This window comes from Bartonella florencae (genome assembly GCF_000312525.1).
GTDB classification, from domain to species: Bacteria; Pseudomonadota; Alphaproteobacteria; order Rhizobiales; family Rhizobiaceae; genus Bartonella; species Bartonella florencae.
The window spans coordinates 129,737-142,365 of the sequence record NZ_HE997452.1 but is presented as its reverse complement, the minus strand read 5'-3'; the positions used below and the strand labels follow the sequence as shown (position 1 = coordinate 142,365).

At 37.0% G+C, this 12,629-nt stretch carries 7 protein-coding genes, 1 tRNA gene and 1 pseudogene; 3 read left to right on the top strand and 6 right to left on the bottom strand.

The annotated features are described in order from the left end of the window. Positions 1-10 precede the first annotated feature (10 nt). Together fabB and fabA are read right to left on the bottom strand one after the other, a co-directional pair. Entirely contained in the window at positions 11-1,231 is a 1,221-nt protein-coding gene (gene fabB, locus BN202_RS03445; RefSeq protein WP_019219136.1) for a beta-ketoacyl-ACP synthase I, read from the bottom strand. Between the two features lie 56 nt (positions 1,232-1,287). After that, positions 1,288-1,797 carry a 3-hydroxyacyl-[acyl-carrier-protein] dehydratase FabA gene (gene fabA, locus BN202_RS03440; protein ID WP_019219135.1) on the bottom strand — a complete coding sequence of 170 codons (510 nt, stop codon included), beginning with the start codon at positions 1,795-1,797 and terminating at the stop codon, positions 1,288-1,290. A 228-nt stretch (positions 1,798-2,025) separates the two neighbouring features. On the opposite strand from fabA, the gene irrA reads away from it, so the two are divergent. Next, entirely contained in the window at positions 2,026-2,520 is a 495-nt protein-coding gene (gene irrA, locus BN202_RS03435; protein WP_034987403.1) for an iron response transcriptional regulator IrrA, read from the top strand. Between the two features lie 740 nt (positions 2,521-3,260). Here irrA and BN202_RS03430 read toward each other — a convergent pair. The 4 genes and pseudogenes from BN202_RS03430 to BN202_RS03415 all read right to left on the bottom strand — a co-directional run bounded on the left by BN202_RS03430 (position 3,261) and on the right by BN202_RS03415 (position 7,904). Further along, complete coding sequence (locus tag BN202_RS03430) at positions 3,261-3,830, bottom strand: SH3 domain-containing protein (protein WP_019219133.1); 570 nt, start codon at positions 3,828-3,830, stop codon at positions 3,261-3,263. A 1,247-nt stretch (positions 3,831-5,077) separates the two neighbouring features. Further along, complete coding sequence (rpsU, locus tag BN202_RS03425) at positions 5,078-5,311, bottom strand: 30S ribosomal protein S21 (protein ID WP_019219132.1); 234 nt, start codon at positions 5,309-5,311, stop codon at positions 5,078-5,080. Between the two features lie 220 nt (positions 5,312-5,531). Then, a pseudogene (locus BN202_RS03420) lies at positions 5,532-7,204 on the bottom strand (formate--tetrahydrofolate ligase). 623 nt (positions 7,205-7,827) lie between these two features. Continuing rightward, a tRNA-Arg gene (locus BN202_RS03415) sits at positions 7,828-7,904 on the bottom strand. 363 nt (positions 7,905-8,267) lie between these two features. Between BN202_RS03415 and BN202_RS03410 the strand changes: the two genes are divergently transcribed. Further along, complete coding sequence (locus BN202_RS03410) at positions 8,268-9,407, top strand: efflux RND transporter periplasmic adaptor subunit (protein WP_019219131.1); 1,140 nt, start codon at positions 8,268-8,270, stop codon at positions 9,405-9,407. Continuing rightward, a complete protein-coding gene (locus tag BN202_RS03405; protein ID WP_019219130.1) occupies positions 9,407-12,541 on the top strand; it encodes an efflux RND transporter permease subunit in 3,135 nt (1,044 codons plus the stop codon). The genes BN202_RS03410 and BN202_RS03405 overlap by 1 nt, the downstream gene beginning before the upstream one ends. The last annotated feature ends 88 nt before the right edge of the window (positions 12,542-12,629 follow it).

Below are 12,629 nucleotides of genomic sequence, written 5' to 3'. Positions count from 1 at the left end.
GAACTCCTATTTATGCATAGCGTTGAAAAATGAGCGTTGCATTGGTACCGCCAAAACCAAATGTATTTGACAATACAGTATTAAGTTGTTGATGATCAAGGCGTTCACGAACGATTGGCATATCAGCAAAAGCTGGGTCAAGTTCTTCAATATGAGCACTCTCACAAATAAAATCATGATTCATCATTAACAGTGTATAGATTGCCTCGTGAACACCTGCTGCTCCCAAGGAATGACCTGTCAGAGATTTTGTAGCAGAAATTGGTGGACATTGATCACCTGCTCCAAAGATATGACGAATAGCTTCTATTTCTGGAGGATCACCAACAGGTGTTGCTGTTGCATGGGGATTAATATAATCAATTTTATTATTTACAGTTGCAAGTGCCATGCGCATGCACCGTTCTGCTCCCTCACCAGATGGGGCAACCATGTCATGTCCATCAGATGTAGCACCATATCCAACAATTTCCCCGTAGATTTTTGCACCACGTGCTTTAGCAAGCTCAAGTTCTTCAAGAACCAAAACACCTGCTCCACCAGCAATAACAAATCCATCACGATTAACATCATAGGCACGTGAAGCCTTTTCTGGTGTATCATTATATTTACTGGACATAGCGCCCATGGCATCGAAGAGTACAGATAATGTCCAGTCCAGATCTTCGCAACCACCAGCAAAGACACGATCTTGCCTGCCATATTGTATTAATTCATAAGCATTGCCAATACAATGATTAGAGGTAGCACAAGCCGAAGAGATTGAATAATTCACGCCTTTAATTTTAAAAAAAGTTGCAAGCGTTGCGGATGCTGTAGAACTCATTGCTTTAGGCACAATAAAAGGACCTACACGTTTTGGGCCTTTTTGACGCGTGATGTCAGCAGCTTCAACGATGGATTGCGTTGAAGCTCCTCCAGAACCCATAATGATGCCTGTATGTTCATTTGATATTTCATGAGGCTCTAAACCCGCATCAGCGATTGCTTGATCCATAGCGATATGATTCCAAGCAGTTCCACGTCCATGAAAGCGCAAAGCACGCCGATCAACCAATTCCTCTATATTAACATCAGGTTTGCCATAAACTCTGCTACGAAAACCTAACTCAGCATATTGGGGTGCATAAGAAATTCCTGATTTTGCTTCATACAAACTGGTTAAAACAGCCTCTGGATTATTTCCAATTGCGGAGACAATTCCCATTCCAGTTACAACAACTCGACGCATCCATACCTCCTTGTTCTATAAAGAATAACAAAATGTTCCTTTTAGTGGAAATGATTCTAGTCTTCTTTAAATAAAGCAACACGTAAATCGCTTGCTTTATAGATAGTTTCTCCATCTGCTTTTACCCATCCATCAGCTATACCTAGTACCAAATTCCCACGCCGGATGCGTTTAAAATCTATTCCATATTCAAGAAGTTTGGTTTTTGGAGTCACCATACCGGATAATTTTACTTCACCTGTTGATATAGCCCTCCCTTTTCCTAATTCACCTAACCAACCGAGAAAAAAACCTGTTAACTGCCACATACCATCTAAACCGAGACATCCTGGCATGACTGGATCACCTATAAAGTGACAGTCAAAAAACCAGAGGTCTGGAGTAATGTCAAATTCAGCACGAACCATTCCTTTATTATATTCACCGCTAGTTTCACTGATCTGGGTGATTCGATGAATCATTAACATTGGTGGTGCTGGTAATTGTGCATTACCCTTGCCAAACATTTCGCCGCGAGCGCAGCTTAAAAGTTCTTCATAAGTGTAGTGAGACTTTTGTTCAGCCATTGTTACTCCATTTATTTACGTATATTTTGACTTCTGCGCTTTTCTCAATTTACTTTTAGAGCAAATTTTAAAGAGAGGGAAATGATTTTATATCATTTTTAATGACAAAAGCCCTTTTTTATGTATCCTGCGTGAGTGGTTATTTAAAAATGGAGTATAAAAATTGTATCGTATCCTTTCCATTTTTTTATTTTAACCTTATTTGAAAAAAATATTGTGGTTTTTAATATGTCAGTGAGCGCAGACAATTTAGATTTGAATGAAGAACAACAAACCGTGAAAGATTGTGGGAAAGTTATACGTTATTATTCCGCCTCTATGTTGGAAAAACGTTTACGTCAAAATGGCTTGCGACCAACACGCCAGCGGTTGGAACTTGCTAATATGATTTTTTCTCAAGGCAACCGTCATATCGCCGCTGAAGAGCTCTATGAAGAGGCAAGTAGATTGGGTGTACCTGTCTCTTTAGCAACGGTTTATAATACGCTTCATCAATTTACGGAAGCAGGGTTATTACGGATTATTGCCGTAGAAGGTTCCAAAACTTGGTTTGATACTAATACATCGGATCATTATCATTTTTATATAGAAGGTGAAAATCGTATTCTTGATATTCCTTGCAATTTAGAAGAAGCTCCTATTATTGGAAATTTGCCTAAACCGCCGGAAGGGATGGAAATTTCGCATGTTGATTTGATAGTTCGGTTAAAACCAAAGAGCTGATTTTATGATTCAGTTATTTTGTAGAACATCATCATTGAAGATTATAATGTAAGGCCTATAAAGTTTTAAGCGAGAGTATCTCGTTAGATAACATATTGATTTGTTATGTTGAATAATTATTTTTTAACTTGAATTATAATTCCGAAGACAGTGTAATTTTCTCATCATACACTCTCTCACATTAAATCAATTAAAATCAACTTTTTGCGTGCAATAAGCAATAAGGAGAGTTGGTATGTGAGTAGCGTTTAAGAAAGGAATAAAATGCTTCTTATGAATGCTCTCAGGTGCTAAGGGCTTGCCAATATTGGAGGCTTGCATATTATGATGGTATCAGATTGCATCTTTATAAATATAAAGGTGGTGGTATATAATGATTTTACCATTATACCATTTATGGTCTACTGTCGTAAAAGGGGTTTATGAGCATTGAGACATATTTCTTTAAAGAAAGCGTGTGAATTGGCAACACAACGGTGTTTTTTGGCATTTTGTTTTGCACAAGGGGAGTGACCTTCTTAGAGAGTACGGTGAATTTAGGATAGGGGCTTTATCCATAGAGCCTATGAATTGAATTATATAAGTGGTTAAGTCAAGTGGAATCGCAGAAAAGCCGGACTGTGTACAGATCAGTACAGGTAGTAATTCCGTTGCCTTAGAGTGAGAAGAAAGCCAAAGAACAGAGAAGAATAACAAAGAATAAAAATTAAACTTATTTGATTTAAAGATTCATCAACTTTTTATTTTTCTATTTTTTCATCAGGATAGATTCCCCATAACTGAGTTTGGTGAAGCCATCCTCGAATATTATTAATATTTAGTTCGCACCAATGTCCATTGCATTGGCGAATATTGCCAATGACGTTAGGTTCTACTTCTGCCACCAGTTCTGCATTTTCTGTAGGGTTTTTGCGTAGCATCAGCCTTTTTGTTTTATCTTTTTGCCATGGAATAGTTATAGCGGTCCGTTTTCCTGATAGAAGCGATTGGTATACCCAGCCTTCATCACCTTCGGCGTCACGAATTTTGCGCCATTGATCGTATTCTTGGATGATTTCAATAGGAAGGCCCTGTTTTTTATAAGTAAAGATAATAGAGTAATTGCTTCCTGGTCCGATGCGCACATTCACACGGGTAGGTTTAATGGAAGCAAATCGTGGAAGTGGTAAGCCACTTTGTCCTAGATTTTCCCCAGAATTTTTATTGAGTGTTTGTGCGTGCAGAAAACGAGGGAAACTGAATATCAAGAATCCTGCTATGGAGAAATGTAATGTAAGCACTAAAAATCGGAACCAATAAGAATATTGCACACTTAAACCTTTTATTTCTTTTTTATATTGGCAATTTAAGATCTGGAAGATAGTGAAAACTGATAAAAGAGCTATGACACACTGCTAGTTAAAGAGATCTAAACAATGCAGAAATTGTTACAAAAATTATAGGATAAGTTAAGATAAAAATTTAAACATTCTTAATGTTTTCTTTATTTACAAAAATGTGTTTTTAGATCGTTCGTGACATCTCATGGAGTGTATGATTGCAATAAATATTGAAGATATTTTAGGTTCGTCCGTGTTATATCTGTTTTTGTATGACAGATTGGGGGGGAGTATTATATCTCTTTATCTGATTTGTTTTATAAATGATGCTACAGTTATACTGGTATTATCAAAAAATTGTTCAATAACAGGTCAGTAAAGAGATCAGCAGATAACTTGAAGAGTAGCTTTAGGATGAATAAAATATGTATTCGTAAATCAACCAAATGCAAAAGTATTCTGTAATATTGAGAATAAGCCAAGATACGAGGAACTAAATTATTATTTCACAAACATAAGGTGATTCTTTATACCTACGTTTCTTACAAGCTTTTCAAGTTATAAAGTAAGTGCTATCCAGTTTGGCAATGCTATAAGCATAGGAAGAGGCATAAGGGTTCTATAAATGCCTATTAGTTCCAGAAATGAGACGAGAAACTCTATTGTTATGAAATACTAAAAGTTATAGAATTTATCATCTCATTTAATGAATGTTGAAGAGGAAAGTTGTGTGATCGATATTATATTCTTTGTGCACACAATTACATATTGTGATAGTTGGCTTATATTTCCCGATTTGAGTTGATTGAGAGAGTCTGAATGCTTAGATATCACTGTGCACCACCATCCTTACTCTTATGAAGAAGCAAGCCAGCACGATCATACTTTTTACGAGCCCCCAATATTGACAGCCAGTAGCATCTGAGAGTGCTCGTAAGAGATATTTCTTTCTCAAACACCCTATACCCACACACCAGCTCCATTTGTGATGCGCAAGGAAACAATTTTAATTTTTAATTGGTTTTATAAGAGGGTTTGAAATAAGAGAATTTTACGATACTGGGAATCTGATTCACTATAAAAGAATAAATTATTATTAAAAATCAATGCATTGCTTAAAAAAATAGAGGAATAATTACAGCGATAAAGAAAAACCGTTTACCATATCAAACAAACTAGCCTAATGATTTATCCATTCAACTGCTTATATGACTCTTTAAGATGCCAACAAACATCTACTATCTTACTGCAGAAGTCCGACCGTTACTAACAAAACCTTCCCTTTGTGCACGCTTACGAGCAAGCTTGCGTGTACGGCGAACAGCTTCAGCCTTTTCACGAGCACGTTTTTCTGATGGTTTTTCATAATAACCACGCATTTTCATTTCACGGAAGATACCTTCACGTTGCATCTTTTTTTTCAACGCGCGTAGCGCTTGATCAATATTATTATCACGAACGAGTACTTGCACTATTTATCCTGCTTTGTTTCAGTTTTATAAATAATAGGAAAAAACCCACTCTCTTTTAAAGAGATATCCAAAAGGACACATATCATATATACATACCATACATACAATACGCACCTACATATCACATAAAGAAGGTGTTTGTCTATATCGCTTTTTAAAATTCTATTTTTTTGTTATTAGGTGCTATCCGTAATGAATGATGGAGCTTATGGGTATAAGCTTATGAAAGCCCTTGTATCTGATCATTTTCGTCAAGATAAATTTTCTCAGCGCTAGGGCAATGCGGTAAGCCAGGCATAGTCATGACATTTCCGCAAATGACAACAATAAAACCTGCACCTGCCAACAGACGAACTTCACGTACAGGAATTTCAAAATCAACAGGAGCGCCGTATTGAGTGGGATCAGCAGAAAAGGAATAGGGTGTTTTTGCCATACAAATAGGGTATGCACCATAACCTTCTTTTTCCCAACATTCAAGCTGTTTGAGAAGAGGGTCAGCGATTACAGCTCCACGACCACCATAGAGATTTTTTACAATAGCGTTAATTTTTTGAACGAGTGGCAGTGTGTCTTGATACAGAACTTTAAAATGGCAATCTTTTTCTTCAATCAAAGTAACAAGTTCTTGTGCAAGTGCTACTGCGCCTTTTCCACCTTGTTTCCAATGTTTGCAGACAATGGCTTTGTGTCCAGTTGTTGCAACTATTTTTTGTAATGTGCTTATTTCAGCATCGCTATCGGTATCAAAATGATTAAGAGCGATAACACAGGGGATGCCATAGTGCTCCATGTTTTTGATATGTCGTAAAAGGTTAGCTGCTCCCTCTTGTAAAGCTGTAATATTCTCCTCTGTCAGCTTCTTTTTGTCCACACCACCATGCATTTTTAATGCGCGAATTGTTGTGACAATCACTGTTGCGCTTGGTGCGATCCCTGCTTGTCGACATTTAATATTGAAGAATTTTTCTGCTCCAAGATCTGCTCCAAAACCTGCTTCTGTGACAACATAATCGGCGAGTTTTAAAGCGGTTTTTGTTGCTATAACTGAATTACAGCCATGAGCAATATTGGCAAAAGGACCTCCGTGAACAAGAACAGGGTTATTTTCAATTGTTTGTACAAGGTTGGGTTGCATGGCATCTTTAAGGAGAACAGTCATTGCCCCTTCCGCATTGAGATCAGCAACTGTCACAGGTGTTTTATCATAACGATAGGCAACAATAATTTTTTTGAGTCTTTGCGTAAGATTTTCTAAATTTTCGGCCAGGCAAAAAAGTGCCATAATTTCTGATGCAACAGTAATATCAAAACCTGTTTGACGAGGAAAACCGTTAGTGACCCCACCTAGGGAAGTAACAATATCGCGCAATGCACGATCATTCATGTCAAGGACTCGTCTCCAAACAATACGGCGGGGATCAATATTCAAATTATTTCCCCAGTAAATATGATTGTCTATCATTGCGGCGAGAAGATTATGAACAGCCGTAATCGCATGAAAATCACCAGTAAAATGCAAATTAAGGTCATCCATCGGTACAACTTGGGCATAGCCACCTCCAGCAGCACCACCTTTTATACCAAAACAGGGACCTAAAGATGGTTCTCTCAAGGCGGCTATAGTTTTTTTCCGATAAGATTGAGAGCATCATTGAGACCAACTGTTGTTGTCGTTTTTCCTTCTCCAGCAGGTGTTGGGTTAATAGCCGTAACGAGGATAAGTTTACCATCCGGATTTTTATTGAGTGATTTTATATATGCAGAAGAAATTTTAGCTTTATCATGTCCATAAGGAATAAGATCTTCATGTGTAATACCAATTTTTTTGGCAATTTCAGTAATATGTTTCTTTTGAGCAGAACGAGCAATTTCAATATCTGTTTTAGGCATGGCAAAATTCTTTAAACTTGGCTTTTGTTGACATTAAGAGTGTGTACTATCATCAGACGAGAGAACCTATAGAATATAGAGTTGGAAGATATCATAGAGGTCGATAACATACTGTGCAAGAGGGAAAACCAAAGCGGAAAAAATCAAGCAATTTTATTATTTTTATGAAAAAGAATCGCGAGATTTTTCGTTTTCACAAGCTTAGAAAGAATGGAGGATTTTTAAAAAAACGATACCACAGTCTTAAATTTTTCATGGGGACGTCCTGTATTTATTGTTTTCTTGATTTCCAAATAGTCCATTCTTTCAGGTTTTCTATATCTTGATAAGAAAGGCCGTCATAACTCTGGAGGTTTTGTGAAAGAAGTTTTTGTTAAAATTCTAAAGGCTCTTAAAATTAAAATAAAGAGAAGAATATTTTGTTTTGAGTCATTACAAGGTAACAGAATTCTTTAGAGGCATAAAAACATATTGGAAATCTGATGCATTTAAAAACATTTCAGGAAGTCTTTTTGATTTACAATCAAAAGAATGGATATTCTGTTTTCTAGCAATGCAATCATTACAGAATGGTAAATATTCCAACAAAGAAGCATCCTCTTAAATAATGAGGAATGAGAGAGTGGCGCACCCGAAGAGATTCGAACTCCTGACCCCCAGATTCGTAGTCTGGTGCTCTATCCAGCTGAGCTACGGGTGCATAGATTTTCAATTTTCCATCTTATTATGACAAAGGGTTCCTAATCGTTTCATAGAGGAATTGCAAGTGAAACTTGGTGAAAATAAAAATTTTATCTTTCTGTTAATGTGAGCTTTTTAAAAAAGCTTCTCTATATTTCTGATTTTGCTGAGATTTTTTATAATAGTTTCTTTGATATGTGAACGATAGTTAACTTGACGTTTTAATTTACGAAAGATAGTCAAATAAAAGATGAGATATGTTTTTTACAGGGGGGTAAGTTTATACTATCTGCAGTTCGGTTTTTATATGAAATTCGGATTTAACTGTTGAGGACTGTTTCAGAAAAGTTAACATATTCATTGGTGCAACAAGGTTAGAGGTATGGAGCTGTTAAAAAAGACCTTTCCATGGGTATTTCTCATTCTCATTTTGATGATTACTTATTGGGCAGGGAAACAAAGTTCACAACAACGCATTTCTATCGTGGATAAAGCCACAAATGCATCACATGAAATCTCAAAAACACCGGCGGAACGACCGCCAATGAATGTGGTTGTTGATCTTGTGAAAATTGAAGATTTTTATGAACAGCTAAATGCGCTTGGCAGTGGAAAAGCATTAGCTTCTGTGGAATTGACACCTTGGTCATCAGGTATTGTTGATAAGATTTTTGTGTCAGCTGGTATGAGAGTACAAGCAGGTGATGTGCTTATAAAACTCGATTCTAAAAAAGAACAAATAGCAGCTGAAAAAGCAAAAGTACAACGTGATAATAGTGCATTAACACTTTCTCGTATCCTTAAATTACGTATGAGCAAGACGGCAACAGAGGTTCAAGAAATTACTGCCCGCTTAGAGTTGGATAACACAAATTTGGCTTTACGTAATGCTGAATTAGAACTTGATCGGCGGACAATTCGTTCACCAATTAGCGGAATTGTTGGTATTTTACCCATTGATGAGGGGAATGCTGTGACGGTTAATACTGTCATAGGCCGGATTGAAAATAGAGAACGTATTTTAGTTGATATATGGGTTCCTGAACGCTATGCATCGTATATCCATAAAGGGGATAAGGTCACGGCAACATTAACGGCACAGCCAGATAAGACTTTTGTTGGTCATATTTATGCGATTGATAATATTGTTGATTCAGAAAGTCGCACACTTCATATCCAAGTTGAAATCAATAACGAAAGAGATATCCTCATGTCTGGTATGTCTTTTACAGCAACGCTTAAATTTCATGGTGGTTCTTTCCCTGTGGTAAATCCTCTTGCCATTCAATGGAATAATAAAGGATCATTCGTTTGGCGTGTAAGAGAGGGAAAAGTAGAGTCCATTCCCGTATCAATTGTTCAGCATAAAGCAGATCAGGTGTTAGTTAAAGCGCCTTTGGAAAATGATGATAAAGTTGTGATTCAAGGGGTTCAGATGCTCTATCCAGGAAGCAGGGTTATTTTTAATGATGTTACAGCCCATCAACAAAAACAATCAGAAGCTAATGGGCAGGATATATAATGGCTGGAGAGTTGAAAACAGAACCTCTTTTAGCACAGTCAAAACAAGGTGGTTATATTGCGTTATTTATTCGCAGACCAGTTTTAACCTTTGTCTTGAATGCGATGATTTTGCTTGCAGGGTTTGCTGCATGGATGAATGTGGATGTGCGTGAATTACCAGATGTAGATATACCAGTGACGACGATAGTGACAACTTTTTCTGGTGCATCAGCAGAAACCATTGATCGTGAAATTACAAAAGTTATAGAGGATACAGTATCTCGTGTTGCAGGAGTGAAGACGATTTCTTCAACATCTTCTTTTGGTCGTTCTCGTGTACAGATTATGTTCCATGTGGGTGTTGATTTGAATGTTGCTGCCTCTGATCTTCGAGAAGCTCTCTCTCGCATTTCATATGCTCTTCCTCAAGATGCAGATGCTCCTTTGATTATCAAAGCAGATGCAGATGCATCTGCAATGATGTATATCGTTGTCACTTCATCAACAATGAATATTGATGATTTGACAACAATTGTAGATGAGAAAATTGTTGACGCAATTTCTGCGGTTGAAGGTGTTGGTGATGTGCAAATTGCCAGTGCACATACAAAGATTTTTCAAGTTGATATTGATCAAGCAAAACTCGCGAGTTACGGTTTGACAGTAGCAGATATTTCGCGTGTTCTTTCTAATATGTCTATCGATGCACCTGTAGGATCATTACGTAATTCTAAACAGGCTTTAGTTGTGCGTGCAACCGCTCGTTTGACGACACCAGAAGCTTTTGAAAAAGTTATATTAAAACCTCATGTACGCGTTGGCGATGTTGCACATGTGACTTTATCACCGGATACAGAAAAGGTTATTCTTCGCATTAATGGTAAAACAGGCGTTGGATTAGGCATTGTACGTAAAGCACAATCTAACACTCTTAGTATTTCTGAAGGGGTTCAAGAAGTTCTCAAACATCTTAAAACTATCCTTCCACCTTCTGTCCATGTAGATATTATTAATGATGATGCAATCTTTATTAAAAGTGCACTTCATGAGGTTGGGGTCGCGTTATTCATTGCTGTATTGAGCGTTATTCTTGTCATTTTTCTTTTCTTAAGAGATTTTCGTATAACACTTGTTCCTGCTTTATCTATTCCAATCGCTTTGATTGGTACAATTGCTGCCATTTATCTTGTAGGGTTTTCATTGAATATTCTCACCTTTTTAGGGCTTGTTTTAGCAACAGGTCTTGTCGTGGATGATGCCATAGTTGTTTTAGAAAACATTGTTCGGTGGCGAAATATGGGATTAGGAACCCGATCGGCAGCAGTTTTAGGAACGCGAGAAGTGTTTTTTGCTGTTGTGGCAACGACATTGACTTTGGTTGCTGTTTTTGTGCCAATTTCTTTTCTTCCTGGGCAAGTAGGTGGACTTTTTAGGGAATTTGGTTTTGTTTTAGCTGTTTCTGTACTGTTTTCTTCTATTGTTGCGTTGACTCTTTGTCCTATGCTTGTTTCACGCTTTCTTAAAGCACAAGTTAAAGGAAATGAAGAAAAAAAATATCGTTTCATTTTTCTAGACAATTTAGGAGCGTTTTTCAGCAGAAATTATGCTTATTATTTGCATAAATGTTTAACTCATCCTTGGATTGTCGTATTTGCATCACTTGTTTTTTTAGTGTTCTGTGCTGGAAGTTATATGAAAATACAAAAGGAGCTTACACCAGAAGAAGATAGAGGTGTTGTACTTATGGTTATTAATGGACCGCAGGGAGTTTCAACACAATATCTCAATGAGCAGGTTGAGCAAATTGCAGCAAGTTTAAAGCCACTGTATGATTCAGGTGAAATTGCTAACAGTTATTCCATTGCGGGAATTGGGGGATCACCTAATACAGCTTTTCTCGTTTTATTGTTTTCTCCTTGGGAGAAGCGTACGCGTAGCCAACAAGAAATTGTAAAAGATATTAATGTAAAATTGAAAGCTTTTCCGGCAGTATTTGCATTTGTTGCCCAAGGGAATTCTTTAGGAACTTCTGGAATTGGGCAAGGATTGCAATTTGCAATCCTTGGAAATAATTACACCAAATTGCAGTCTATTGCTGATAAGCTTGTCAATGTTTTGCAAAAAGATTCCCGTTTTATGCGTCCACGGCTTGCTATTGATGCAACACAACCACAATTTTTTATTGAAATTAATCGAGAAAGAGCGTCTGATTTAGGAATTAATGTCACCAATATTAGCGATGTTTTACAAACAATATTAGATGGAAAGAAAATAGGTTCTATTCATGTCAATAACCGCTCTTATGATGTAAAGCTTACTTCGCGTAAAAATCCTATTAACAATCCTGCTCATTTGGAAAATGTTTTCTTAAAAACAAAAGATAATAAATATGTTCCTCTCTCAGTTGTGGCAAATTTGCATGAAAAAGCTATTGCACCCCAATTAAAACGAGAAGAACGCATGAATGCTGTTGTTTTAAGCACCAATTTTGCCCCCACTTTTTCTTTAGGAGAAGCTTACCAGATTGTTCAAGAAAGTGCTTCTCCTCTGTTGTCTGATGGAGAGTATATTATTCCTTTAGGGAGTGCCGCAACGCTTAACGAAACCTTTTCAAATTTCATTATTGTTTTTGGTGTTGCTTTTATCATTATTTTATTGGTCTTAGCAGCGCAGTTTGAAAGTTTTGTTTCGGGTTTTATTATTATGGCTACTGTACCGTTAGGGCTTGGTTGTGCTGCAATTGCTATGCTTTTGAGCGGCGTAAGCCTTAATATTTATAGTCAAATTGGTTTGATTTTGTTGATTGGTATTATGGCTAAGAATGGTATTCTTATTGTTGAGTTTGCAGATCAGTTGCGTGATCAAGGTAAGAGTGTTCGTGACGCTATAGAAGAGGCAGCAAATATTCGTCTTCGTCCGGTTTGTATGACGATGATTTGCGCTATTTTAGGAGGTATTCCTTTGGTTTTAGCAAAAGGTGCTGGTGCAGAAGCGCGTATAGCCTTGGGTTGGGTAATTGTTGGTGGTTTAGGTTTGGCAACACTTGTCACCCTTTACGTAACACCTGTTGCTTATCTTTTACTTGGGCGTTTTATATCACCAAAAGCAGAAGAAAGCTTGCTTTTAGCAAAAGAATTAAGCCAAGTTAAATAATATTTTTGCTGGGAACTCTTTGATTTTTTTTACTATTGTTTTAAAAATGTCGTTTTCGGGTCTTATCTTTCCATTTTTGTACCCCTTC

Excerpts from the sequence above, each read along its gene's own strand:
- irrA (WP_034987403.1), top strand. The coding sequence starts at position 2,026 with ATGTCAGTGAGCGCAGACAATTTAGATTTGAATGAAGAACAACAAACC.
- fabB (WP_019219136.1), bottom strand. The coding sequence starts at position 1,231 with ATGCGTCGAGTTGTTGTAACTGGAATGGGAATTGTCTCCGCAATTGGA.
- fabA (WP_019219135.1), bottom strand. The coding sequence starts at position 1,797 with ATGGCTGAACAAAAGTCTCACTACACTTATGAAGAACTTTTAAGCTGC.
- BN202_RS03410 (WP_019219131.1), top strand. The coding sequence starts at position 8,268 with ATGGAGCTGTTAAAAAAGACCTTTCCATGGGTATTTCTCATTCTCATT.
- BN202_RS03405 (WP_019219130.1), top strand. The coding sequence starts at position 9,407 with ATGGCTGGAGAGTTGAAAACAGAACCTCTTTTAGCACAGTCAAAACAA.